The organism is Pandoraea sp. SD6-2, assembly GCF_000389825.1.
Taxonomy (GTDB): Bacteria; Pseudomonadota; Gammaproteobacteria; order Burkholderiales; family Burkholderiaceae; genus Pandoraea; species Pandoraea communis.
In genome coordinates this window covers 1-25,589 of the sequence record NZ_KB944424.1, presented here as the reverse complement: position 1 = coordinate 25,589, position 25,589 = coordinate 1, and the positions used below count along the sequence as shown (strand labels likewise).

Annotated in this window: 15 protein-coding genes and 2 pseudogenes; 9 read left to right on the top strand and 8 right to left on the bottom strand. The window is 63.7% G+C overall.

Annotated elements, in window-relative coordinates; all coding sequences use genetic code 11:
• Positions 1 to 25 precede the first annotated feature (25 nt).
• The gene (locus C266_RS02870; RefSeq protein ID WP_010807786.1) at positions 26 to 1,384 is read right to left on the bottom strand and encodes an 8-oxoguanine deaminase; all 1,359 of its coding nucleotides are present in this window, start codon (positions 1,382 to 1,384) and stop codon (positions 26 to 28) included.
• Entirely contained in the window at positions 1,384 to 2,751 is a 1,368-nt protein-coding gene (locus tag C266_RS02865) for a nucleobase:cation symporter-2 family protein (RefSeq protein WP_010807785.1), read from the bottom strand. Before C266_RS02865 ends, C266_RS02870 begins: the two co-directional genes overlap by 1 nt.
• 437 nt (positions 2,752 to 3,188) lie before the next feature.
• Between C266_RS02865 and uraH the strand changes: the two genes are divergently transcribed.
• Both uraH and C266_RS02855 read left to right on the top strand, forming a co-directional pair.
• Positions 3,189 to 3,539 carry a hydroxyisourate hydrolase gene (gene uraH / locus C266_RS02860; protein ID WP_010807784.1) on the top strand — a complete coding sequence of 117 codons (351 nt, stop codon included), beginning with the start codon at positions 3,189 to 3,191 and terminating at the stop codon, positions 3,537 to 3,539.
• A 41-nt stretch (positions 3,540 to 3,580) separates the two neighbouring features.
• Positions 3,581 to 4,786: a urate hydroxylase PuuD gene (locus tag C266_RS02855; protein ID WP_010807783.1), complete on the top strand. Its 1,206-nt coding sequence runs from the start codon at positions 3,581 to 3,583 to the stop codon at positions 4,784 to 4,786.
• Between the two features lie 82 nt (positions 4,787 to 4,868).
• Here the strand turns inward: C266_RS02855 and C266_RS25990 are convergent.
• Positions 4,869 to 5,331, bottom strand: a pseudogene (locus tag C266_RS25990) (transposase); the annotation flags it as partial.
• Between the two features lie 591 nt (positions 5,332 to 5,922).
• Between C266_RS25990 and C266_RS02845 the strand changes: the two are divergent.
• The 7 genes and pseudogenes from C266_RS02845 to C266_RS02820 all read left to right on the top strand — a co-directional run bounded on the left by C266_RS02845 (position 5,923) and on the right by C266_RS02820 (position 20,354).
• Positions 5,923 to 12,345 (top strand): DUF4347 domain-containing protein, encoded by a 6,423-nt coding sequence (locus C266_RS02845; RefSeq protein ID WP_010807781.1) that lies wholly within the window; start codon positions 5,923 to 5,925, stop codon positions 12,343 to 12,345.
• Positions 12,342 to 13,988 (top strand): TolC family protein, encoded by a 1,647-nt coding sequence (locus C266_RS02840; protein WP_051126112.1) that lies wholly within the window; start codon positions 12,342 to 12,344, stop codon positions 13,986 to 13,988. Before C266_RS02845 ends, C266_RS02840 begins: the two co-directional genes overlap by 4 nt.
• Positions 13,985 to 14,842, top strand: a complete 858-nt coding sequence (locus C266_RS02835; RefSeq protein WP_036661226.1) for an efflux RND transporter periplasmic adaptor subunit — start codon at positions 13,985 to 13,987, stop codon at positions 14,840 to 14,842. The genes C266_RS02840 and C266_RS02835 overlap by 4 nt, the downstream gene beginning before the upstream one ends.
• Positions 14,843 to 14,846: 4 nt before the next feature.
• A complete protein-coding gene (locus tag C266_RS02830; protein WP_010807778.1) occupies positions 14,847 to 16,301 on the top strand; it encodes an efflux RND transporter periplasmic adaptor subunit in 1,455 nt (484 codons plus the stop codon).
• Between the two features lie 20 nt (positions 16,302 to 16,321).
• Positions 16,322 to 18,436, top strand: a complete 2,115-nt coding sequence (locus tag C266_RS02825; protein WP_010807777.1) for an HlyD family efflux transporter periplasmic adaptor subunit — start codon at positions 16,322 to 16,324, stop codon at positions 18,434 to 18,436.
• 5 nt (positions 18,437 to 18,441) lie between these two features.
• Positions 18,442 to 18,552, top strand: a pseudogene (locus C266_RS27220) (IS5/IS1182 family transposase); the annotation flags it as partial.
• Positions 18,553 to 18,974: 422 nt separating this feature from the next.
• Positions 18,975 to 20,354, top strand: coding sequence for an MATE family efflux transporter (locus C266_RS02820; protein WP_010807776.1), 1,380 nt, complete (start codon positions 18,975 to 18,977; stop codon positions 20,352 to 20,354).
• 69 nt (positions 20,355 to 20,423) lie between these two features.
• Here C266_RS02820 and C266_RS02815 read toward each other — a convergent pair whose 3' ends face one another.
• The 5 genes from C266_RS02815 to C266_RS02795 all read right to left on the bottom strand — a co-directional run bounded on the left by C266_RS02815 (position 20,424) and on the right by C266_RS02795 (position 25,579).
• Positions 20,424 to 21,269, bottom strand: coding sequence for a proteasome-type protease (locus tag C266_RS02815; RefSeq protein ID WP_010807775.1), 846 nt, complete (start codon positions 21,267 to 21,269; stop codon positions 20,424 to 20,426).
• A gap of 49 nt (positions 21,270 to 21,318) precedes the next feature.
• Positions 21,319 to 22,125, bottom strand: coding sequence for a transglutaminase family protein (locus tag C266_RS02810; RefSeq protein WP_010807774.1), 807 nt, complete (start codon positions 22,123 to 22,125; stop codon positions 21,319 to 21,321).
• Between the two features lie 4 nt (positions 22,126 to 22,129).
• A complete protein-coding gene (locus C266_RS02805; RefSeq protein ID WP_010807773.1) occupies positions 22,130 to 23,125 on the bottom strand; it encodes an alpha-E domain-containing protein in 996 nt (331 codons plus the stop codon).
• A gap of 44 nt (positions 23,126 to 23,169) precedes the next feature.
• A complete protein-coding gene (locus C266_RS02800) occupies positions 23,170 to 24,594 on the bottom strand; it encodes a circularly permuted type 2 ATP-grasp protein (RefSeq protein WP_010807772.1) in 1,425 nt (474 codons plus the stop codon).
• A 451-nt stretch (positions 24,595 to 25,045) separates the two neighbouring features.
• On the bottom strand, positions 25,046 to 25,579 hold the full coding sequence (locus C266_RS02795) for an ureidoglycolate lyase (protein ID WP_036661261.1): 534 nt from the start codon (positions 25,577 to 25,579) through the stop codon (positions 25,046 to 25,048).
• Between the last annotated feature and the right edge of the window lie 10 nt (positions 25,580 to 25,589).

The following is a 25,589-nucleotide window of genomic DNA, read 5'->3' as shown; positions in this document are numbered from 1 at the left end:
AATCGGTGGCCGGTGTGGCAACGCCTTACCGGGAAGCCTCGGCCAGTTGTCGCGCCAGCGCGTTGTGACGCGTGACGAGCGACGGCAGGTCAAGCGTCGCCAGACGCCCTTCGCGCACCACCACCCGTCCGTTGACCACGCTGTACGCGGCTTGTCCAGGGTTACAGAAGACCAGCGCCGCCACCGGGTCGTGCAGACCGCCCGCCATGCCCACGCTACGGGTGTCGAACGCCACGAAATCGGCCGCCATGCCGGGCGCGAGGATGCCGATGTCGTCTCGACCCAGCACGCGCGCGCCGCCTACCGTGGCGATTTCCAGCGCCTCGCGGGCCGTCATCGCGCTCGGGCCGAAGCCCACACGCTGCAAGAGCAACGCCTGACGCGCTTCGCCGATCATGTTGGCCGCATCGTTCGAGGCCGAGCCATCTACGCCCAGCCCGACCGGCACGCCCGCATCGCGCATCCGGCGAATCGGCGCAATGCCCGAGGCGAGCCGCATGTTCGAACACGGACAGTGCGCCACGCCGGTCCCCGTCCTGGCGAACAGCGCGATGCCTGCGTCGTCAAGTTGCACGCAGTGCGCATGCCAGACGTCGTGCCCGACCCAGCCCAGATCCTGAGCGTATTCGGCTGGCGTCATGCCGAACTTCTCACGGCTGTAGGCAATATCGTTGACGTTCTCGGCCAGATGGGTATGCAGCGACACCCCGTAGTGACGCGCCATCGACGCCGAATCGCGCATCAGTTCGCGGCTCACCGAGAAGGGTGAACAGGGGGCCACGACCAAGCGCAGCATCGCGTAGCGGCCTTCGTCGTGATACGTCTCGATGAGACGCTGCGTGTCTTCGAGAATGTCGTCTTCGCGCTCGACGACGCGATCTGGCGGCAGCCCGCCCTGACTCTGCCCGACACTCATGCTGCCGCGGCTTGCGTGAAAGCGCATGCCGATCTCGGCGGCAGCTTCGATGCTGTCGTCGAGCTTGCAACCGTTCGGGTAGATGTAGAGATGATCGCTCGATGTCGTGCAGCCCGAGAGCAGCAACTCGGCCATCGCCGTCTGTGTCGAGACGCGGATCATTTCCGGTGTGAGATTCGCCCACACCGGATACAGGTTCGTCAGCCAGTTGAACAGCTCGCCATCTTGCGCGGCGGGAATGGCACGCGTGAGGCTTTGATACATGTGGTGATGCGTATTGACGAGGCCGGGAATCACAACGTGCCCGGTCAGATCCAACACTTCGTCGGCCGTGGCTGGAAGCGTATCGCGCGTGCCGACGGCGACGATCCGGTTGTCTTCCACGTACAGGCCGCCGCGCGCAATCTCGCGGCGGCCTGCGTCCATCGTGACCAGAACCTCGGCATTCTTGACCAGCAGTGTTTTCATCAGTGCGCCTCCAGCCCCATGCCTGTACCGTTCTTCTCACCATGAGCGTTGGCCGCCGGGGCTTTGAAGCCATTGAAGTAAGCGTTCAGAATCACGGCCGAAAGCGTGGCGAGCAGAATTCCACTGTGCAGCAGCGGCGCGAGTTGCTCGGGCATCTTCGCGAAGAACTTGTTCGACGCGACCGGGATCATCGCCATACCGATGCTGATGGCCACAATGTACAGGTTGTAGCGGTTATGCGAGTAATCGACCTTGGACAGGATCTTGATGCCCGTGGCGAGCACCATGCCGAACATGACCACGCCCGCCCCGCCCAGCACGAATTGCGGAATCGAGGCGACGATCACCGACATCTTGGGGATCAGTCCGAAAACCAGCAGGATGACACCGGCTGAAGCGCAGACCCAGCGGCTCTTCACGCCCGTAACGCCCACGAGACCGATGTTCTGCGAAAACGAGGTGTGCGGGAACGTGTTGAACACACCTCCGATCACGGTGGCCACGCCATCGACACGCAGACCGGCCACCAGCGCCTTCTCGTCCACCGGCCTGCCGACGATCTCGCCGAGCGCCAGAAACATCCCCGTCGATTCGATGAACGTAATCAGAATCACGATAGTGAGCGTAACGATTGCCCACGGATCGAACACCGGCATGCCGAAATGGAACGGCAGCACAACGTCGAACCACTTCACGTGATCCAGGCCGTCGAAATTCACCTTGTGCAGCATCAGCGCGATCGCGAAGCCGAACAGAATGCCCAGCAGCACGGCGATATTCGAGAAGAAGCCCTTCACGAAACGCGTAATCAGCAAGATAAAGATCAGCACCGCGAACGACACGCCCAGATAGACGGGGTCGCCGTAATCGGGGTTGCCCACCCCACCTGCGGCCCAGTTGATGCCGACGCCGATGATCGTCAGGCCGATGGACGTGATCACGATCCCGGTGACAATCGGCGGGAAAAAGCGCAACAACTTGCCGATGACCGGCGCAATGAGTGTGCCGATGATGCCCGAGGCGATCGTCGCCCCGAAGATGCCCGGCAGGCCCAGCGACGGGTTGGTGCCGATGGCGAGCATCGGACCGACGGCCGCGAAGGTCACGGCCATGATGACGGGCATACGAATACCGAACCGGCCCACGCCTACGCTTTGCAGCAACGTCGCAATGCCGCAGCACATCAGGTCGGCGGAAATAAGAAAGGCAATCTGATCCTTGGGCAAGCCAAGGGCACCGCCGATGATCAGCGGCACGGCCACCGCACCCGCATACATCACCAGCACATGTTGCAGGCCCAGCATGAACAATTTTGCGATCGGCAGTCGTTCGTCGACCGGATCGACGGCTTTCGTTGTCACACTCATTGCGTCTCCGTCCCTGGGGGGCTGTCTGATTGATATTTTTGGGGTGGTTCAATGGTGCAGGTCGACGCCTTTTGCGACAAGACCACCGGGGGCTATAGTGTTTTTTCCATGGAACGTATGCATGAATGCTTATCATGCGTCTCGGGTTTTCCCCAACGACGCACGTCGCCATTGGGCTTTCCGGGCGATGGGCCTGCCGTCGCTACAGCACTTCATATTTCGGTTGTTATAGCCCGGATAACAGAAGCAAATAGTGGTCCAAAAAAATGCCAAATTCGACGCGTGCGGCGTACTCTCCACACACGCGCACCCCCTATTGATGGCCGTCGGCTTTTTGTCTGGCGTGACATGGTATGTGCGCGTTTTTATCTTTGGTATTGCGCCCGTTGTCCGGCCGCCATCTCCCTACAATGCACCCATCCATCACAGGAGACACCATGGGACGACTGACTACCCACGTACTTGATACCTCTCACGGCAAGCCCGGCGCGGGCATCCGTGTCGAGTTGTGGCGCGTGGACGGCGAGCGCCGTTTGCTGCGCGACGTGCAAACCAACAGCGACGGCCGCTGCGACAAGCCACTGCTCGAAGGCGAAGCGTTCGTCGCTGGCGAATATGAATTGGTATTTCACGCGGGCGACTATTTTGCCGCGCAGGGCGTGGACGTTCCTTCGCCGCGCTTTGTCGATCGCGTTGTGCTGCGCTTCGGCATTGCCGAGCCTGCCCAGCATTACCACGTGCCCCTTCTGGTTTCGCCGTGGAGCTTTTCCACGTATCGCGGCAGTTGAAGCGCGAGCCGTGAACGTCAGGCAGTTGAGGAGAACATAAGATGGAAGCGTTTATTACCGACTGGGTCAATCTGTTGCTGCGCTGGCTGCATGTGGTGGCAGCCATTGCCTGGATTGGCGAGTCGTTCTATTTCGTGATGCTGGACAACGGTCTGAAGCCGCCCAAGGCGGCGGAAGACCGGCAAAAAGGCGTGTTCGGTGAGATGTGGTCGGTGCACGGCGGCGGTTTTTACCACGCCCAGAAGTATCTGAACTCACCACCGCAGATGCCGGAAGACCTGCACTGGTCGAAGTGGAAGTCGTACACGACCTGGCTCTCGGGCTTTGCCCTGTTCTGTGTGCTGTATCTGCTGCAACCGCAGACTTACCTGATCGATAAGAATGTAATGGATCTGCAACCGGGTCAGGCCGTCGGCCTCGCGGTGGCGTTCCTGATCGGCGGCTGGTTCGTCTATGACTTCCTGTGCCGCATGCTGGGCAAGAACGAGCGCGTGCTGGGGATTGGCGTTGCGCTGTTCGTGGTCGCGGCAACCTATGCCACGACGCATATCTTCGCGGGTCGTGCCGCGTTCCTGATCGTGGGCGCCATGATGGCGACGTCGATGTCGGCCAACGTGTTCTTCTGGATCATTCCGGGGCAGCGCAAGAGCGTCGATGCCCTGTCGAAGGGCGAAGTCCCAAACCCGATCTGGGGCAAGCTGGGCAAGCAGCGTTCGGTGCACAACACGTATTTCACGCTGCCGGTCGTGTTCATCATGATCAGCAACCACTATGCGTTCACGTACAGCAATCCGTACAGCTGGGTAATACTCACGATCATCATGGCCGCAGGCGCGATGATCCGTCAGTTTTTCGTGCTGCGTCATTCCGGTAAGAACCTGTACGCGCTGCCGGTGGTTGGCGCCGCGCTGCTCGCCGGCGTTGCCGTCTTCGCCGCACCGCGCCCCGCCCCGGCACCGGCCGCCGGTGTGCACGGTGAAGCTGCGGCCCCGGCCGTGAAGCTCTCGGAGATCCAGCCGATCTTGACGCAACGCTGCGCCACCTGCCACTCGGCCAAGCCGACGATGATGGGCAGTGCTCCGGCGGGGGTGATGCTCGATACACCGGCCGAGATCTCTCAGAACGCTCAGCGTATCTATCAGCAGGCCGTGGCGCTCAAGTCGATGCCGCTGGGCAACGTGACCCAGATGACCGACGACGAACGCCAGAAAATCGCGGCATGGTTCAACGGCGGCGCACAACAATAACGGCCACGACCGGCCATCTTGCTGGACCCATGTTGGGGCGCTTCGGCGCCCCTTTTTTCATTTCACGATGACTCCCGTCCGGCTTGTGAGCGGCCCACGTGTGAATGAGCGGGCCGTCCACACTGAAATGCTCGCCCGACAGGTAGCCGTTGGTGCGCCGTCTCGACCGTCTCATTGACCAGCGCCACCAGGACGTCGCGGACCATCAAGCGGTCGCGATTGTTGCTGAAGGTCGAGGCATCCCGCACGGCGTCGTCCATTGCCAAGCCGGCAAACCAGCGAAACAGCATGTTGTAGGAAATCCGCTCCATCGGCATCCGTTCGCTGCGAGTCGAGTACAGTACTTGCAGCATCGCCCGCATCAGCTTCTCTGGCGCGATGCTTGCTCGACCACCCTTGACGTCGCGTTTTTACATCCGCGCAAACACGCTGACCATGCCAACCCACGTCTCGCTCGACCATTGCCGAACCGGTCGCAGCGGACGGTTCGCCGGAGCCAAATCGGTCAACCCCAGACCGCGGGAAAATACCCTATCATTTTTTATAGTTTTTTACCGAATGTCATTAAATTCGGCTAGATTGACGACCTGCCAAAGAAGAGAAAGTTCCGAACATGTTCGGATTGTCTGGACAAAACTAAACCCGACACGGGAAAACGCGGCCGCTGTGGCGTTTGCAACAAGGGGTAGGGCGCGATACGGGGGGAACCGGCCGCAGCCCGACGACATAACGATAAATGGCTCCACGCACGCGGCCACGAGCCATGCGTGAGCGAACGACTGGGCGTCGGGGCCAACGCCCAAGGGAAATGCAAAGTGTTAGTTCTACCCTGCACGACGGGCGAAGTGCAGCGCCCGGACAGATGCCTATCGTCTCGCCGACCGACGATAGGACTAGCTCCCCGCCTTCGGCGCACCGCATGTATCCGCCGGCTCGCCTGCCAAACGGCACCGGCTTATCTGCTAACAGGAAGATCCCGAAGTGATGGCGCCTCTGCGACATTCGCAGGAAGACGCCCACTTACGCGCGCCTGAATTCATGTGCCCGCCGACGCACACCGGCGTCGGCAGCCCCCCCCCCATTCCAGCATCAATAGCTCGTTATCTGGCGCAGGCAACTGTAAGGAGAGCATTGCCATGAAGATCATCAAACAGTGGTTCGCGCGCGAGCAGCAAATTGCCGACCGCCCCGGGCCGCGCGTTGCGGCTTCCCCGTTGTTGCTCGCACTCGAACCCCGCGTGGTCTACGACGCGTCGGTAGCGGCTGTCGCCGCGCAACTGCACGCCCAGGACCCGGCTCACACCGACAGTCACAGTGCCACCGAGACGCACACGGATACGTCGGTTCGTGCGTCCGGCAACGCGACGGCGAGTGCGCCGCCCGACCAGAGCGCCTCGGCCGCGACGAACGCTGCAGGCGACGCCCGCGCTTCCGGGGCGAGCGCGCCGGACAAGTCGCAGACCGGCGCCGCACAGAACGATGCGCCAAGCGCCGTCCACGCCACGCAAATTACGCAAACGCAGGTCGTGTTCATCGATCCGAGCGTGGCCAACTATCAGGTGCTGATCGCAGGCTTGCCCGCAGGCACGCAGTATGTGGTGCTCGACGCCAATACGGACGGCCTCGCGCAGATCGCCCAGTACCTCCAGGCGCACCAACGTGTCGAATCGATCAGCCTGATCTCGCACGGCTCGGACGGGATGATTCAAGTCGGGTCGACCTGGCTCACCAACAGCGACTTTTCCGGCTACAGCACGCAGCTCGCGCAAATCGGCGCGGCGATGAAAGCCGGCGGCGATTTCCTGATCTACGGCTGCGACGTCGCCCAACAGGCCGACGGCCAGGCGCTGGTGCAAAAGATCGCCGCCCTCACGCACCTGAATGTGGCCGCCTCCACCGACGCCACCGGTTCGGCTGCGCTGGGGGGCAACTGGACGCTCGAATATCAGGTCGGCAACGTCCGCACCGCGCTGAACGAATCGACCAGCGCCCAGGCGCAGTTCAATGAACTGCTCGGCGTGACGACGGAAACCTACGACTCCCCGGCCGCCAACAATTGGCAGGCGATCGGCCAGTCGCAGTTCACGCTCAACGGCCTCGTCTACACGTTGGACCGGCCGACCAATACCTTCGCATACAACGCCTCGAACTGGCCTTACCCGAGCGACATCTCCGTGTCGCCCACGGACGGCGTGCTGGAAATCAATGCAAACGGCGCCTCGCCGATCCGCAACGTCACGATCTCGCTCTCCAACGGCCACGTGTTCAGCCTGCAGAGCTTCGACCTCAGTTCGTTCAACGGCGACCTGTACATACAGGCCAACTACGCGAACGGCTCAAAAAGCGCCCTGATCCCGCTTGCCACAGCGGGCATCGGCAACTTCACTGGCCCCGTGTCGAACCAGAACCAGCTCGGCAGCGCCTTCAACAATATCGTCTCGTTCTCGCTGATCGACCTGAACGACTCCGGCCCCTTCCAGCCCACGCTCAACAACCTCGCCTACATCGACAACAGCCCGAGCGTGACCACCAGCGGCGGCATCGCCGCCTGGGCCTCGAGCGACAACGGTGTGGGCGGCACCGCGGTGGCGGTCGATCCGGGCATTACGATCTCCGATCCCGGCTCGGCCTCGGCGGTCACCGCAACGGTGCGCATCACCAATGTGCAGAGCGGCGACCAGTTGTCGTTCGTCGCGCAGAACGGCATCACCGGCAGCTACGACGGCACGACCGGCATTCTGCTCTTGACCGGTTCCGGCTCGCCGAGCATCGCCAACTGGCAGGCCGCGCTGCAGTCGGTTACGTTCTTCAGCACGCAGACCTCGCCCACCCTCTCGACCACCACGCGCACGGTGTCGTTCTCGTTCAACGATGGCACCGCGGCGAGCAACGTCGCGACGCGCTCCATCACAATCACGGCCACCGACCAGACGCCTGTGCTCGGCGCCGGCGGCAATACCACCGCGTTCGTGACCGGCGACAACGTCGCCTCGACGCCGGTGCCGGTCAACAACGCCATCACCGTCTCCGATCTCGATGGCGGGCCGCTTCAGCAGGCCGTGGTGACGCTCACGAGCCATTACGAGCCGACAGACGTGCTCGCGTTCACTAACACAAACGCAGCGCTGTACGGGAATATTCTGGCGAGCTATACGGGTGGTGTGCTGACGCTGACTTCGTCGGGCAACGTAGCCACGCTCGCGCAGTGGCGGAACGCACTGCAGGCCGTCACCTACAGTTCGACGGCCATCACGCCGGGCACCGGTGCGCGCACCGTGAGCTTCGTGGTGAGCGACGGCACCAAGCTCAGCGCGGCAGTCACCTCCACCGTGACCGTGGCCGACACCGATCAAACGCCAATCATCCGCGGTTCGTCAGGCAGCGCCACGTTCACGCAGGGCGACAACGTCCCGGCCACGCCGATCGTCATCGATTCCGGCATCACGCTCTCGGACCGCGACAACAGCACGCTGACCCAGGCCAACATCGCGATCGCGAGCGGTTACGACTCGATTGGCGACACGCTGCTGTTCGCCAACGACGGCTCGACGATGGGCAACATCGCGGGCACGTACTCGAACGGCGTGTTGGTGCTGACCTCGACGGGCGGCTCGGCCACGCTCGCGCAATGGCAGTCCGCGCTGAGCTCGATCCGGTTTACCGATTCGGCCGCGACGCCCGGCACCACGCAGCGTGTCATCAACTTCGTCGTCACCGACGGCGTGAAGGTCAGCGCCTCGTTCCAGCGCGCCATCGACGTGGTGCTGACCGACCAGACGCCGATCGTGACCAACTCCGGCGGCAGTACTACCTTCACCTCGGCCGACAATGCCCCGTCCACGCCGATCGTGGTCGATGCCAGCGTGACGCTGACCGACTCGGACAGCCCCACCCTGGCGTCGGCCACGGTGGCGATCACCGGCAACTATCGGAGCGGCGAGGATGTGCTCGCGCTCGGCAGCGGCTCGTTCGGCGACATCCAGGCGCACTTCGACGCCGGCACCGGCACCCTCGCGCTGACCTCGGCCGGTAGCGCGAGCCGCGCGCAGTGGCAGGCCGCGCTGCGCTCGATCACCTACACCGACACGGCCGCCGTGCCGCAAACCGCCAACCGCGTCATCACCTTCATCGCCAACGACGGCACGAAGTCCAGCGCCAGTTCGAGCAAGGTCATCGTGGTGAACGCGACCCACCAGACCCCGGTGCTCGGCGCGTCGGGCAGCAGCTTGAACTACCTGCCGGGCCAGACGGCCACGTCGATCGACAGCGGCATCACGCTGACCGACCTGAACGTGAGCGGCTCGACGCTGGTGTCGATGTCGATCACGGCCCGGATCAGCTCAGGAATGCAAAGCGGCGACACGCTCGGCTTCGGCTTGCCGCTCTCGACGCTGACCAACGGCATGACCATGACTTTCGACGGCGTCAGCGGCACATTGACGATCACCTCGACCGGCGGCACGCTCGCGCAATGGCAGACCGTGCTCGACAACCTGCAGTTCTCGGCCCCCGTCAACGCCGCGCTCGGCACGCGCACGATCAGCATCGTCATCAGCGACGGCGTGAAGACCAGCACCACGCTCGACCACAGCGTGAACGTCATCAGCTCCGCTCCGGCGCTGGCCAGCGCCAGTACCGGCAGCGTGAGCTTCGTGGCGGGCGACAACAGCGCCGCGTTGCCGGTGGCGATCGATCCGAACCTGACGGTCGCGGACCCGCTCGGCAACGTGGTCGACAGCGCAGTGGTCGCGATCACGGGCAACCTGCACACCGGTGAAGACGTGCTGTCGTTCGTCAACGACGGCCTGACGATGGGCAACATCACCGGCAGCTATAGCCCGTCGACGGGCGTGCTCACGCTGACCTCCAGCGGCGGCTCGGCCACGCTCGGTCAATGGCAGGCCGCGTTGCGCACGGTCGCTTATACCGACACGCGCGTCACGCCCAACAGTGCGACACGCACCGTCAGCTTCTCGCTGAACGCCGGCTCGCAGTTCAGCAACGTGCTCACGCGCTCCATCGCAGTCTCGCCGACCGACCAGACCCCGCTGCTGACCTCCGGCAGCACCGGCAGCGCCGCATTCGTGGCAGGAGACAACACCGTCTCCACGCCAGTGGCGATCGACACCAACATCGTGGTGTCCGACCTCGACAACGCCACGCTCAGTTCGGCCACCGTGCAGCTCGGCGCGGGCTTCCATCAAGGCGAGGATGTCCTCGGCTTCATCAACAACGCGGCCACGATGGGCAACATCACCGCGTCGTACGACGCCGCGCACGGTACGCTGACGCTGACCTCGTCGGGTGCGAGCGCCACGCTCGCACAGTGGCAGGCCGCGCTGCGCGCCGTGACCTACACCGACACGGCGATCACGCCCGCGCTGGTATCGCGCACGGTCAGCTTTACCGTCAGTGACGGTACCAAGACCAGCGCGCCGATTACGCGAACCGTCAGCGTGGCCGACACCGATCAGACCCCGATCGTGCATTCCACGAACAGCGGTGCGGCCGTTTTCACGTCGGCCGAAACCGGGCCGTCCACGCCGATTGCCGTCGATACGGGCATCGTCCTCAGCGATCTCGACAACACAACGCTGGCCTCGGCCACCGTGCAGATCGGCACCGGGTTCCACGCCGGCGAGGATACGCTGAGCTTCCTCAACGACGGCCTGACGATGGGCAACGTTACGGGCAGCTACAACCCCGCTACCGGCACGCTGACGCTGACGTCGGTCGGTTCCAGCGCCACGCTGCAGCAATGGCAGAACGCCCTGCGCGCGGTCACCTATACCGACTCTGCAAGCTCGCCGGATCGGGCCACGCGCGTTATCGGCTTCGCCGTCAACGACGGCGTGAAGACGAGCGCCGTCCATTCGCGCAGCGTCGGGATTACCGTCCCCGACCAGGCGCCACTGATCTCAAGCAGAAGCACCGGGACCGCCTCGTTCGTGGCCGGAGACAACGTTGCTTCCACGCCGGTGGCGATCGACACGGGCATTGCATTGTCGGACGCCGACAACGGTACGCTCGCCTCGGCCGTCGTGCAGATCGGCACGGGTTTCCATGCCGGCGAGGACGTGCTCGGTTTCCGCAACGACGGATCGATGGGCAATATCATGGGCGCATACAATGCCTCGACCGGCACGCTTACGCTGAGCTCGGCCGGTGCGACAGCCACCGTCGCCCAGTGGCAGGCCGCATTGCGCGCGGTGACGTACACCGATACCGCCGTCACGCCCAACACGGCAACCCGCTCCATCGGCTTCAGCGTGAACGACGGTACCAAGTCCAGTCTTTCGTTCAGTCGCGATGTGAGCGTCACGGCCACGCACCAGACGCCGCTCCTCAGCGCCGACAACGCGGCGCTGCGCTATACCGCCGATGGAAAGCCGACCTCGGGCGTTTCCGTCGGCACGGGCATTACGCTGGTCGACCGAAACGACACGCCGCCCACGTCGGCCACGGTGGCCATCAGCGGCGGCTTCGATCCGGCGCATGACGTGCTGACCTTCGCCCCCGGCGCAGCGACGGGCGACATTGCGGCCAACTACGATGCCGTGCGCGGTGTCCTAACGCTGCGTTCGGCGAGCGGCACCGCGACGCTCGCGCAGTGGCAAGCCGCCATTCAGGCCGTCGTCTATCGCGATACGCAGATTTCAAACAAGGACGGCACGCGCACCTTGACGTTCGTGCTGAGCGACGCCGCCGCCAACAGCGCACCGCTCACGCGCACGTTGCAGATCAACGCCGGCCAGGACCCAGTCGGCTCGCCGATCCTGCCGAAGCCACAGCCGGGGCCTGTCGGCGTGCCCAATGTCGTCGCACCGCCTGCGGTTTCCGATCATCGCAATCCGCTGATTCTCTCCGACCTGAACGGACAGAACGACGCCGTTTCGAATCCGACAATCGTGCTCAATGCGCTGGACACCATGCGGGGTATCGGTATTGTGTCGCCGCGCGCGACGTTCACGTTTGCGGCTCACGGTGCAATCGACGCGTCGCTGGGCAACACGCATGTGAGCGCCCTGGACCCGATCGTGATGCCGCATGACGCGCAAACCACGCCGCCCCCGCGCACGCTGCCGGCCGCGGATGTGAGCCCCGTGCGTCAGACCGGCAACGGCTTCGCGTTACCGATCGCCCCGCTGCTTCAGGTGCCGTCTTCGGCGCCGGGCGCCGCCGCGCACGACAATCAGGTGGTCATCACGTTGGCCGACGGTGCGCCGTTGCCGCCGTGGTTGCATTTCGACGCAGCGCGCGACGTACTCACGGGCACCCCGCCGGCGGGCGTGCATTCGGTACAGGTGACGCTGCTCGTGCGTGACGCGGCAGGCAATCTTACGCGCCGCGAGGTGACGCTTCATTTCGACGCGAAGAAGGCCGATCGCGCAACGAACGGCGCGAATCCGCAGGGTCGCAACGTCGCCCCGGCACCGGAGCATGCGGCGTTGCCGGCCGCGAAGGCGTCGCTTGCCACCCAATTCGCCAATGCCCGCGCGGCGCTGCATGTCGCGACGCCCGCCGAAGGCTCGCTCGGCCCCGCGCGGAGCCGCGCATGACACATCGTTTCCTGACTCAACTCGCTCAACTTCCTAAGAGATCCGTCGAAGTGAAAACCATGTCGTTCCGGGGACGCATGCCGCGTCCCGCCCTGCTCGCGGTCGCGCTCGCCGTCGTGTCGCTGTCCGGCTGCGCAATCAAGCCCGTACCGTTCTCCGACGCCGAACGTGCCCAAACGGCCCAGGCCGACCGAACCACCATGTTCGCGGATCAACAGCCGGTGACCGGGCCGATTACGCTCGACGAGGCAATGGCGCGCGCCATCCGCTACAACCTCGACCATCGCCTCAAGATGATGGAAGAGGCGCTCGGGCAGCGCCAGCTCGATCTGTCGAACTTCAACCTGCTGCCCAAGCTGACCGCGGCGGCCGGTTACACGAACCGCAATCACGAGCTCGCCTCGTCTTCGGAAGGCCTTTACACGCGTGAGCAATCGCTCGTGCCGTCGTTCTCCACCGACAAGAACAGCCGCACCGCAGATCTGAACCTGTCGTGGAACATTCTCGACTTCGGCGTCAGCTACTTTGAAGCGACGCAACAGGCCGACCGGCTGCTCGTGCTCGAACAGCGCCGTCGCAAGGTCGTGCAACTGATGATGCAGCAGGTGCGCGAAGCCTATTGGCAAGCGGTGGGCGCACAGCGTCTGCGCGATCGCATCGCACCGCTGCTCGACGAAGCCCAGAGCGCGCTCGACGACTCACGCACCACGCAGCAACAGGGGTTGCGCTCGCCCGTCGACGCGCTCAACTACCAACGCTCGCTACTGGATCTGATGCGCCAGCTCGAAGCCGTGCGCGACCAGCTCGAAGTCGCCAAGCCCCGTCTGGCCTCGTTGATGAACCTGGACCCGGGCAAGGACTTCACGCTTGCCACCACCGGGGCATTTCGCGTGCCGGCCTTCGACATGGCCATGCCGGCCATGGAAGATATGGCGTTGCAGCACCGCCCGGAACTCGTCGAGGCGAGCTACAACGAGCGAATCAGCGTCAATGAAACGCATAAGGCGATGGCCAAGTTGCTCCCGGGTATCGAGTTCAACGTCGGCGCGCACTACGACAGCAACAGCTTCCTCGTGTACAACGCGTGGCGCTCGGCCGGCATCAGCGTGAGCTGGAACCTGCTCAATCTGCTCAACGCCGGCAACATTCGCGGCACGGCGCAGGCGCAGCTCGACGTGGCGAAAATGCAGCGCATGGCGCTCAGCATGGCCGTGCTCACGCAGGTTCACGTCGCACGCAGCGAGCTGGGTGCCAAGACCCGCCAGTTCAATCTGTTCAAGCGACTCAACGACGTCGATCAGCAAATCCTCGAACAGACGCACAACGCCACGCAGACCCAGGCAAAGGGCAAGCTCGAGGAGATTCGCGTGGCGACGTCAGCCATGATGTCCGAATTGCGCCTCTACCAGAGCTACGGCGAACTCGAGAGCGCTTACGGCCAGATGCTCTCCACGCTGGGCCTCGACCCGCTGCCGGCCAAGCTCGACGGCAACGACATCGCGTCGCTCACGCAGTCGATCAGCGAGGAGCAGAAGCGCTGGGACGCGGTTGCGGCGCAGGGTATCCCGGTTGCGGCAAGCGCCCGGCCGGGTCCGACCATCGCGGCCGCAGCAACTTTGCCCACAGGGGCGGTGCAGAAATGACGGGGTTCCGGAAACACCGGGCAGCGCTCGCCGTCGCGCTGCTCGCGGCAATGCAAGCCGCTTCGGGAGCATCCCCCCAGACCGCTGCGGCGGCGCCTGCCCCCGCTCGGCCAGCCGCGGGTGCCCCGGCACCGGCCGTGTTGCCGGGATCGCCCGTCTCGCCGGCCGCAATGAGTGCGGCGTCACCGGACAGCAGCGACTCGCGCATCCGCATTCAGCTCGTATCGCGCGATCAGGTCGAGGTGTCGAGCGAAATCTCGGCAAAAATCGCCTCGTTGCCGTTGCGCGACGGCGACGCGTTCCGTGCCGGGCAGACGCTCGTCACGCTCGACTGCTCGCTCTTCAACGCGCAATTGCGCAAGGCGCAAGCCGATGCCGACGGTGCACGCGAGCTGCTCGAAACGAACCGCAAGCTCCAGGCGCTGCGCTCGATTGGCGACCTGGAAGTGCAGCAGGCGCAGGCCAAGCAGAAAGCCACGGCGGCCGATGTGACCTACATGCAGGCGACGGTTCGCAAGTGCGCCATTACGGCGCCGTTCGACGGCCGCGTTTCGAAGCGCAGCGCCGCGCCGCAGCAGTTCGCCGAGCCCGGCAAGCCGCTGCTGACGATTGTGGACACCAGTCATCTCGAGCTGAAGATGATCGTGCCGTCGAAGTGGCTCGCCTGGCTCAAGGCTGGCCATGCGCTGAGCGTGCAGGTCGACGAAGTGGGCAAGACCTACCCTGCCAAGGTCGCACGGATCGGCGCGCGCGTCGATCCGGTGACCCAGACGGTGGATGTGACTGCCGCCCTCAACGGCAGCGCCCCGGAACTCTTGCCGGGCATGAGCGGCTGGGCGACGTTCGCGCGGTGATGTCATGACGCAATCGCAGATGGCCGGGGACGACGACCCGCAAGTCCGCATCGACGGCCAGCAACTCGCGCTGCTGTGGCAACTCTCGGTTCGCGCGCGCAGCGCCGCCAGCGAGACCACGCTCGGTTTCACGATCGTCAACGAGACGCTGGCGCTCATGCCCTACCGGCAGGCGGCATGGTGGCGCGGCGACACCCCCGGCCACGTCGCCGCCGTCTCCGGTCTGCCGCAAAGCGATCCCAATGCGCCTTACGTGCAATGGCTCGGTGCGCTTTGCAAGGCGCTCGCCAAAGGGTTGCGCAACGTGCCGCCGAAAGACGCCGCCGCCCACGTGGAAGGCCAAAACGCGAGCGTGCTGCCCGCGCAACCGAGGGTGCAGGCGTTTACCGCCGCGGATCTTGCAGCGCACGCCCCTCACGTCGCTGCGGAATGGGAGGCGTGGTGGCCGGCGCACGGTGCCTGGTTGCCGCTGACCGACCGTGCGGGGCATTCCGTCGGCGGCGTCGTGTTCGCACGCGAGGCCGCCTGGAACGCCACCGATTTCGCGCTGCTGAGCGAACTCGGACAAGTCTGGGCGCACGCGTTCGAAGCGTTCGCGCCGCGCGCGAGCTGGCTAGAGCGTGCCCGCGAGGTGCTGCGCCCCGGCCGGCTGCAACGCCGTGTGCTGATCGCCATCGCCGTCGTCTGCCTGATTCCGATGCGGCTGACAGTCCTCGCCCCGGCGGAGGTAACGCCGAAAGACCCCTTCGTGGTGCGCGCGCCGCTCGACGGCGTGATCGATCATCTGTACGTGAAGCCGAATCAGCCGGTCACGGCCGGCACCGCGCTGCTCGGACTCGACGCCACCACGCTGCAATCGCGCTATGCCGTCGCACGCAAGAACTTCGATACCGCGCAGGAAGAGTTTCGCCAGACGGCGCAACTCGCCGTCACCGACGATCGCACGCGACTCGACATGGCGGAGCGCAAGGGGAAGCTCGACCAGAGCCGCGTCGAGCTCGACTACACCGCGCGCCAGCTCGCACGCGTGAGCGTGAGCGCCACGCGTGCCGGCGTGGCCGTGTTCAGCGATCCGAACGAATGGACAGGCAAGGCGGTAGCCGTAGGCGAGAAGATTCTGGTGCTGGCCGATCCGGCCCACGTGGAAGTGACTGCGTGGCTCCCGGTGGCCGATAACATCAATGTGCAGCCCGGCGCGGCGCTGACGCTGTATCCCAAGAGTTCGCCGCTGACCAGCTACGACGCGCACATCGACTCCATTGCGTGGCGCGCCGAACCTACACCGGAAGGTGTGCTGGCCTACCGCGTGCGTGCGAGCTTCGACACGCACGGTAAGGACATGCCGCAGGCGCCGCTCGGCGCCATGGGCACGGCGCGCATCCGGGGGCCATGGGTACCCGCCATTTACTATGTTCTGCGCCGCCCGCTGACGCTCGCGCGTCAATGGCTCGGCTGGTAACCTTTCGTGCACCGAGACGCATGCCCCGACTTCCGCAACTTCGTCAGGAACTGACGCTCTCGCCCGGTGCGTCCACGCCCGACGGCGCCCCGACCTGGATGCTGCACGATCCGGCGGCCAACCGCTTCTTCCAGATCGGATGGCCCGCTTTCGAGCTGCTCGCGCGGTGGCCACTCGACGACATGCACGCTATCGTCGACAGCGTGAATCGGGAAACCACGCTGACGGTCTCGCTCGACGATCTCGAGGCGCTGGTGCGCATGCTGCGCCATCAGAATCTGCTGGTGTCCGCGGGGGCATCCGGCACGGCGCGCCTCGAACAGCACAAGGCCGCCCAACAGACGTCGCGCGCGATGTGGCTGCTCAAGCACTACCTGATGATCCGGATTCCGCTCTGGCATCCGATGCCCTTCCTGCGCGCTGCCGAGCGCTACGTACACTTCGCCTTTCGCCCGGTGTCGTGGGCGATTGTGGCGCTCGTCGCCCTGACTGGACTGATTTTGGTATCGCGCCGCTGGGACGAATTCGTCCATACCTTCCATGGCTACAGCGACTGGCGCGGCCTGATCGGCGTAGGTATCGCGCTGGGCTTCGCGAAGATTCTGCACGAGTTCGCCCATGCATTTACGGCGCAGCGCCACGGCTGCCGTGTGCCCACCATGGGCGTGGCGTTGCTGGTGATGTTGCCGGTGCTCTACACGGACACCACTGAAGCGTGGAAAGTGCCGGCTCGCCGCGACCGGCTGTGGATCGGCGCTGCGGGAATGCTCAGCGAGCTGGCGCTCGCGGCGTTCGCAACATTGGCGTGGAGCCTGTTGCCCGACGGTCCCCTTCGCGCCGGGGCGTTCATGCTTGCCACGACGACCTGGGTGGCGACACTGGCGATCAACGCGAGTCCGTTCATGCGGTTCGATGGCTACTTCCTGCTCTCCGACTGGCTCGACATGCCGAACCTGCACGACCGTGCGTTCGCGTTGGGCCGCTGGTGGCTGCGCGAGCGGCTGTTCGGCTTCGGCGATCCGCAACCCGAGCCATGCCGCGCCTCTCGCCGGCGTTTTCTGATCGCATTTTCGTTTGCTACGTGGCTGTACCGGGTCGTGGTGTTCGTGTCGATCGCGTTCGTGGTGTATCACGCCTTCTTCAAGCTGCTCGGCATGCTGCTGTTCTGCGTCGAATTTGGCTGGTTCATCGTGCGCCCGGTCTGGCAGGAAGCGCGCGCGACCTGGGCGCGGCGCGACGAATTGCGCTGGTGCCGGGAGACGCGACGTACCGCCATTCTCGCCGCCGTGCTCCTCGGTATATTCGTGCTGCCATGGCATGCCGGCGTGAGCGCCCCGGCCGTACTCGCGCCGCAACGGGCACAGGGGCTCTACACCATCGCCCCTGGCTATGTCGCCGACAAGCCAACGCCCGCGCACGACGGACAGCGCGTGCGCGCCGGCGAGATGCTCGCCGTGCTGGTATCGCCCGATCTCGAGGCGCAACTGGCGGCCGCGATGGCAAATGAGGCGCTGCTGCATTGGGAGGTCGACCAGCAATCGTTCGATGAGCGGCTGCAAAAGCAAGGGACGGCGCTTGCGCATCGATGGGAAGCCGCGAAGCAAGCCGTGGTCGGGTTGCAGGCGCAGATCGCTCAATTGACCATCACCGCCCCCTTCGACGGAACGGTTCAGACAAACGACGATGCGCAAGTGGCGGGCACGTGGCTGCCGCGCGGCGAGCGGATCTACGACTTGATCGCCCCCGGTGCGGTCAAGGGAGACGCCTATGTGGGCGAAGACGACGTGGCGCGACTCGAGGCCGGGCAGTCGGCGACATTCGTCGGAAGCCTGCCGGAATCAAGGGCGCGGCGTTGCGTGATCGATGCGATCGACAAGGTCAACGTAGCGACACTCGATGCACCGTCGGTTGCAAGTACCTACGGTGGGCCTATTCCGGCCGAGCAGAATGCGAAGACGCACGCACTCGTGCCGCTTGCCGCGACATGGCAGGTGCGGTTTGGACAATGTAGCGGCGGCATGGGGCTTGGACGTGAGATTACCGGCACCGTTCATCTTGGCGCAGGACGGCAGAGCTTTGCCGGCGAAGGGATTCGCTTCGTGGCGGCGGTATTGCAGCGAGAAGTCGGGTTCTGAAAGCGCGCCGGCCGGTGGAGCGCTCGATTGCATGGCTTCACTCGTTTGGACGGCTCAAGATTCGCTACGAATGCTATGCACATGTTCATGAGGCCTCCATGTCTTTGGCTGGTGCCTTGATTTGCCAGACGCATCGTTTGGGAACTTCGGCACAAGTACGCAGGTCTGTATTACGCGCCCGGCAGTCCGGGCGTGACGTTGTTGTGAGGGCGGCATCCGCCCAACCTTCCCATGACGTTCAACACTGGCGCGATGCCCTCCACGGCGGGCGCGTCACGCAAACCACACAATGAATTTCCTGCTTTTCTCCGCTTCCCGGCAAGGCGTCGTCTGGGTGCATTTGCACCAGGCCATGTTCCCGCCGTCCGATCTGTCTGCCTGACAACGTCTGCGTGCACTGAAGTTGCGCGTGATGTGTCGGGCGGGACGGGTGCGCCATCGCTTGCGTGCGCCCGATTGATCTCCCATCCGTTTTCGATGTGCAAGCCACGGTGAGCTGCGTCCCGACACGACGCGGCGACGTGTCATCGGGGGGACCATGTCTCATTCCAATTTCTGCCAATCCACGCAGGGCGTCAGGACGTCGCTGCTCAAACAATTCGCTTCACTCGCGATTCCGACGATTCTTTCCGGCTGGGTGTATACGGTCTACACGCTGATCGACGGGATCTTCATCGGCCGATATGCCGGCGAACAGGCGCTGGCCGCGCTCAACCTCGTCGTGCCTCTGCTGTACGTGCCTTACGCCTTCAGTGTGATGGCCGGGGTGGGCGGTGCCACGCTCATCGCCCGTCTGCTGGGTGAGGGACGGGAAGCCGAAGCACGTCGTGCGTTCTCGCAGGTGCTCTGGGTGATGCTTGCCTTCGGTATCACGATGAGCGTTGCGGTGCTGGGCCTGCGGCACGAGATCGCTGCTGCCCTCGGCGCCGAGGGCCCCATCGCGCAAGACGTGGTGGCTTATCTCTCGGGCTGGGGCTGGTTCGTGCTCTTCGCCAATGGTTTGTACGCGCTGGAACTCTTCCTGCGCGTGGAAGGTGCCCCGGCAGCCCGTTTCGGTTTGTACGCGATGTTCCTGGGCGCGCTCGCCAATGTTGCGCTGGACTATTGGTTCATCGCCGTCAACGGGATGGGCATGTACGGGGCGTCGCTCGCCACGGGCTTGTCGATGATGGTCTCCAGCAGCGTGATGCTCGCCTATCACTTCGTGCTCGCCAAGCAGGTCGTGCCCGCGTGGCGCGCGTTCGCAAACGCGGAGGTTCACGTCTGGCGTGCGATGTACAACGGTGCCTCGGAGTTTCTGGGAGCCATCGCGCCTGCGGTGACGGTGTTCGCCTTCAATCGCGTGATTCTGTCGAACTTTGGCGAACCGGGACTGGCGGCTTACGCCATTCTGGAATACATGACGCTGGGCGCCACGGTCACGATGGTGGCGCTGGTGCAGAGCATGCAGCCGATGATCAGCTTCTATCGGGGCGCTCGCGATCTGAGCGCTCTGCGCGAGTCGTTCCGGTTGGGCGTCATCGCCGTGACGGGATTCTCGATACTGGTGGCGCTCGCCATGGCGACGCTCGCTCGTCCGCTCACGTTCCTGTTTCTACCCGAGGGCGTTCATGCGTGGTCGATTCTCGAGCAGGCAGTGATCTGGTACGCGTTGGCGTTTCTGCCGGCCGCAGGCAATCTGATCGTGGCGGGTTTCCTGACCGCCGTGGAAGCACCGGGTCCGTCGGCCGTCATCGCCACGCTGCGAAGCTGGGTGTTGTTGCTGGGCATTCTCTGGTTGCTCAACGTGTGGCTGGGCGGCGCGGCCATCTGGTATTCGCTGCTGATCACCGAGGTGCTGACGCTGGCCATCAGCGCGTGGCTGTACTGGCGCAGTGTCCGGAGTGAAACGTTGCTGGGTCCGGCCGCGTCTTGCTAAAACGCAGGCATCAAGCAAAACGGCGTGACTTCATCGTCACGCCGTTTTTTATTGCGATGTGGCTAAGGCTCAGCTCGGCATCTTCAGCGAGAAGGTTTGCGCGAGCGATTGAACGCTGGACGCGTCGTCGGCACCCGGTGCACCGTCGGGCGGCGTCGCGCGCGGCGGCGGTAATGTGGACACGCCAACGTCGCTGGCGGCCCATTGCGGCTCGGGCAGTTCGTCGAACACCTGACGCAGACGCGAACCCCACGTGTCGTGAATCATCTTGTAGTAGACGTTCTCGTCGTCGAGCGACGCGAAGCGCGTCACGCGCATGCTGTCTTCTTCGTACACAAGCAGGTCGAGCGGCAACCCCACGGAGACGTTGGAGCGCAGGGTGGAATCCATGGAGATGAGTGCGCACTTGGCCCCGTCGTCCAGTGACGTGGCCGGCGTGACTAGTCGGTCGATGATCGGTTTGCCGTATTTGGACTCGCCGATCTGGAAGTACGGATTGACCGACGACGCTTCGATGAAGTTACCCGCCGAATACAGTTGGAACAGGCGGCTCGGCGCCCCGGCGATCTGACCACCGAGCAGGAAGCTGCAATTGAAGTCGACCCCGAAGGCTTCGAGCGCCTTGGCATCGCGTGCGTAGACGTCGCGAATCGCCTGACCGACGACGCGTGCCACGTCGCTCATGGTCTGGGCGGTCCACAGGGTGTCGGTGTCGCGCGCTTCGACCAGATGCTGGCGCACGGCCTGCGTGAGCGCGAGGTTGCCTGCCGAGAGCAGCACAAGCACGCGCTCGCCCGGACGCTCGAACACGAGCATCTTGCGAAAGGTGCTGACGTGATCGACGCCCGCATTGGTACGGGTATCGGAGAGGAATACGAGCCCGGCATCGAGCTTCATGGCCACGCAATACGTCATGTCGTTCCTGTCTTGCCGTGCGGGGTACTCCACCCCGTCACGCTAAAAGCTATTGTTGTTGAGCGAGCGGCACGGTATCGACACTCACCGATACGTGCAGCGCTTCGGTCGCCCCACCGCTACGCATACCTCTGACCGGCGCCGCAGACTCGTAGTCGCGCCCCACGGCCAGCCGGCAGTAGTTGCCGCTGGCAAAGCAGGCGTGGGTGACGTCGATGCTAACCCATCCCGCCCCATCGACCCACACGTCCACCCACGCATGACTGGCGGCATGCGGCACGTCGCCCGGATCGATGTATCCGCTGACGTATCGCGCCGGTATGCCGCGCGCCCGGCACACGGCAAGCATGAGGTGCGCATGGTCCTGACAGACTCCTCGCCCCAGCGCCAGGGCTTGCGCGGCGGTGCTGGTTACGGCGGTGATACCGGATTGGTAGTCGACTATCTCACAGATGGTCGCTGCGAGCGCCAGCAGCTCACCCGGCGTCGACACACCGGCGTCGCCAGCGAGGGCGTCGATGGCATCGCTGCGCGCGGTGAGCGGTGTAGGGCTGGCGAAGCATAACACTGGTACGGCATGGCTCATCTCTCCGAGTTTGCCGTCGATGAGGGGGGTGGTTTCGACTTCTCCTTCGGCGAGCAAGTGGATTTCGCTGTGCGGCTGATGGAGCACGAGGGTATGCATGTCGTTGCCATACGCGTCGCGCGAGGCGGTAAGCTTGCCCGGAGCGGTCAGCCGCCAATGCACGATGCGCTGCACTTCGGAACCCACCGGCGTGAGCCGAAGCTGCTGGATGGTGTAGCGCACCGGTGTGTCGTAACGGTAGGTGGTCTCGTGGCGGATGATCAGGCGCATGGCATCAGGCGGCAAGCGGAATCAGGAATGTCTGGCTGATTTTGTTACCGAGCATGGACACTCGCTCGAGGAACTCCGTCAGAACGGGGTGGAGCCCTTGCTGCTGGACCTGCTGAATATCGGTGTACTTGAGTTCGGCCTGTAGTTTGCCCGCGTAGCGTTCGACATCGCCGGACTGGGCGTTGGACAGTGTAGCGAGGTTTTCGCATACACCGGTCAGCGATGCGAGCAACGAACGCGGCATGTGGGCGTTGAGCATGAGCAGTTCGACGACGCGCTCCGGGGTGATGACGTCCCGGTAAACTTTGCGGTAGATCTCGAAGCCGGACACGCTACGCAGCACGGCAGACCAGTAGTAGAAGTCGGTCGGATGGGAATCCGGCCCTGCCCGGTCGACGCGCACGGCTTCGTGGAAGCGCACATCGAGGATACGGGCGGTGTTGTCGGCACGTTCGAGGAAGAGGCCCAATCGGGTGAAGTAGAAGGCATCGTCCTGGAACAAGGTCCCGAAGCTCACGCCGCGCGAGAGGTGGGACCGCACTTTGACCCATTCGAACAGTTGAGCCGGATCTCGCTCGAGCAGGCCGAGCACGCGCGGAAAGTCGAGCCAGGTGCTGTTGACGGTTTCCCACAGTTCGGTGGTGAGGGTACCGCGCACGGCACGTGCATTTTCTCTTGCCGCCGCAAGGCAGCAGGCGATGCTGGATGGGTTATCACGGTCGCGCACGACGAAGTCGAGCACGTTGGCTCGTGTGGCACGCGCATGTTTGCGATTGAAGGCGGGTTCGAGTTCGGAGATACGCAGGGTGGCACGCCAGCCACCCTCATCGTCGAATCCCCCGGTATGCGCGCGGGCAGTGTCGGCGTCTTCTTCGTCATCGATGGCATCCTGCGGCAGCAGCAGATTTTGCAGGTTGACGTCGAGCAGGCGGGCGGTGTTTTCGGCCCGCTCCATGTAGCGAGCCATCCAGAACAGGTGATCGGCGGTACGGCTGAGCATGATCTCTTCTCGCTATGATGTTTGTCGTGTCCGGCTGACGCGGCTTATTTCTCCAGCACCCAGGTGTCTTTCGTCCCCCCACCCTGCGAGGAGTTGACGACGAGCGATCCTTCGCTCAACGCAACGCGGGTGAGCCCGCCTGGCACCATAGTGACGCCCTTGCCGGACGACAGTACGAACGGACGCAGATCGATGTGTCTTGGCGCGACCCCCGCCTCGACGAAGGTCGGGCACGCGGACAATGCGAGCGTAGGTTGTGCGATATAACCGTCGGGTTTGGTGATGAGCCGCTGACGGAATGCCTCGATCTCGGCTTTGGTGGACGCCGGGCCAACGAGCATGCCGTACCCCCCCGCACCATGCACTTCTTTGACGACAAGTTCGGCGAGGTTATCAAGGGTGTAGGCAAGATCATCCGGACGACGGCACTGGTAGGTGGGCACGTTGTTCAGAATGGGTTTTTCGCCAAGATAGAACTCGATCATGTCGGGCACGAACGGGTAGATGGACTTGTCATCGGCAACCCCGGTGCCAATGGCATTCGCCAAGGTCACACGCCCCGCCCGGTACACGCTCAGCAACCCCGGCACCCCCAGGGTGGAGTCGGCACGGAATGCCAGCGGGTCGAGGAAGTCGTCGTCGATTCTGCGGTAGATGACGTCAACTCGCTTGGGTCCGTTGGTGGTTCGCATGTAGACGAGGTTGTCTTCTACGAACAGATCTTGCCCTTCGACCAGCTCGATACCCATCTGCTGCGCGAGGAAGGCGTGCTCGAAGTACGCAGAGTTGTAGATGCCCGGGGTCATGACAACGACGGTCGGGTCGTCTACCCCCATCGGCGCCACTGCGCGCAAGCTGTCAAGCAAGAGATCCGGATAGTGCTCTACCGGCGCGATCCGGTTTCTCGCAAACAATTCCGGGAACAACCGCATCATCATCTTGCGGTTCTCGAGCATGTACGACACGCCGGACGGCACCCTCAGATTGTCCTCGAGCACGTAAAACTCACCGTTGTCTCCCGTCCCCGCCCTGACAACATCCACACCCGCGATATGCGCATAGATGTCACCCGGTACGTCCACACCCTGCATCTCCGGACGATACTGCGCATTCTTTAACACCTGATCCGCCGGAATAACCCCCGCGCGCAAGATGTCCTGCTCGTGATAAACGTCATGGATGAATCGGTTCAGCGCCTCAACCCGCTGACGCAATCCCGTTTGCAAGGTCTGCCACTCATGCGCCGGGATGATTCTTGGAATCAGATCGAAGGGAATCAGGCGCTCGGTACCCGCTTCATTGCCATACACAGCAAACGTAATCCCGACTCGCCGGAACGCCAGATCAGCCTCAGCCCGCTTGTGATGCAAAACATCTTCCGGCTGACACTTCAACCAATCGTCAAACCGACGGTAATGCGCCCGAGTCGCACCCGTGATGCTCGCCATCTCGTTATAGCTCTCGACCATACGCTTCTCCGCAGATTGCTGTGTCGAGATCCAGCAATATCCATGCCTGAGCATTTTTTCCATCCTTATCGCACGCTTTCGGTGCACACCCCCTCCAACCGCACCACGCCGGTGATTTGCAGTATAGGAGTTGGCGCTGTTTCGGGTTTTTCTTATGCTTTCGCCAGGTTTCTTTCCCCCCCTTCGCTTCGTCTTTTCGCCTTCTTCTACGCCCCTCAGCACCTCTCACCTCAACACCGCCCTCCAGACGGACCGGGGCCCCTTTCCGCCTCTCAGACATAAACCCAACTCGCTGCAGAAAGGCGCCCCGGTCCATCTCTCCTCACTCCTTCCATACTTCCCACCCTTACCCCCCCGTTCTCTTCCCCGCTCCGGTTTCTCTCCCCCTCCAATGCAAAACGCCGGGCGATTCCCGGCGTTTTCGCTGTCCTGCTTCCTTCGTGCTTTTTCTTTACGCCGCCTTCTGCGCCGCCTGTGCCGCGTCCAACGCCGCCTGCGTCAACACATACACTCCCGGCAAATCCCGCTCGTCACAGTTGTCCCCCTCTCCACCCCGATCCACCACCACGAAGTCACTCACCTCATGCAACGCCAACAACGGGTGATGCCATACCCCTCTCGCATAGTTCACCCCCTGCCAGCCATCCGAGACGAAGGCCCGCATCCCACTCACATCCAACTCGCCCGCCGGGGCCACTACCACCAAGTACGGCGTCGTCTTCAACGGTATGAACGCCTGACTGCCCAACGGGTGACGCTCCAACATCTTCACCTCATACGGCAACTGCCTCGGCTGACCCCGGAATACGTTCACCAACGCTCTTCCCCCCGCCGGACCCAAATCCACCGTCGCCAAATCGTGAAATCGCTCAGTCGTCCCGCCATTGATCGCAAAATGCTCCGCCCCCGGCAACTCAATCACGTCGCCAAACGGCTTGAACGCCTCTCGCGTCAATCGCTCTATCTTCAACGCCAGACCCGCCATGTCACACCCC

What these genes read in the sequence shown, in the direction of transcription:
- C266_RS02870 (WP_010807786.1), bottom strand. Translation starts at nt 1,384, where the DNA reads ATGAAAACACTGCTGGTCAAGAATGCCGAGGTTCTGGTCACGATGGAC.
- C266_RS02865 (WP_010807785.1), bottom strand. Translation starts at nt 2,751, where the DNA reads ATGAGTGTGACAACGAAAGCCGTCGATCCGGTCGACGAACGACTGCCG.
- uraH (WP_010807784.1), top strand. Translation starts at nt 3,189, where the DNA reads ATGGGACGACTGACTACCCACGTACTTGATACCTCTCACGGCAAGCCC.
- C266_RS02855 (WP_010807783.1), top strand. Translation starts at nt 3,581, where the DNA reads ATGGAAGCGTTTATTACCGACTGGGTCAATCTGTTGCTGCGCTGGCTG.
- C266_RS02845 (WP_010807781.1), top strand. Translation starts at nt 5,923, where the DNA reads ATGAAGATCATCAAACAGTGGTTCGCGCGCGAGCAGCAAATTGCCGAC.
- C266_RS02840 (WP_051126112.1), top strand. Translation starts at nt 12,342, where the DNA reads ATGACACATCGTTTCCTGACTCAACTCGCTCAACTTCCTAAGAGATCC.
- C266_RS02835 (WP_036661226.1), top strand. Translation starts at nt 13,985, where the DNA reads ATGACGGGGTTCCGGAAACACCGGGCAGCGCTCGCCGTCGCGCTGCTC.
- C266_RS02830 (WP_010807778.1), top strand. Translation starts at nt 14,847, where the DNA reads ATGACGCAATCGCAGATGGCCGGGGACGACGACCCGCAAGTCCGCATC.
- C266_RS02825 (WP_010807777.1), top strand. Translation starts at nt 16,322, where the DNA reads ATGCCCCGACTTCCGCAACTTCGTCAGGAACTGACGCTCTCGCCCGGT.
- C266_RS02820 (WP_010807776.1), top strand. Translation starts at nt 18,975, where the DNA reads ATGTCTCATTCCAATTTCTGCCAATCCACGCAGGGCGTCAGGACGTCG.
- C266_RS02815 (WP_010807775.1), bottom strand. Translation starts at nt 21,269, where the DNA reads ATGACGTATTGCGTGGCCATGAAGCTCGATGCCGGGCTCGTATTCCTC.
- C266_RS02810 (WP_010807774.1), bottom strand. Translation starts at nt 22,125, where the DNA reads ATGCGCCTGATCATCCGCCACGAGACCACCTACCGTTACGACACACCG.
- C266_RS02805 (WP_010807773.1), bottom strand. Translation starts at nt 23,125, where the DNA reads ATGCTCAGCCGTACCGCCGATCACCTGTTCTGGATGGCTCGCTACATG.
- C266_RS02800 (WP_010807772.1), bottom strand. Translation starts at nt 24,594, where the DNA reads ATGGTCGAGAGCTATAACGAGATGGCGAGCATCACGGGTGCGACTCGG.
- C266_RS02795 (WP_036661261.1), bottom strand. Translation starts at nt 25,579, where the DNA reads ATGGCGGGTCTGGCGTTGAAGATAGAGCGATTGACGCGAGAGGCGTTC.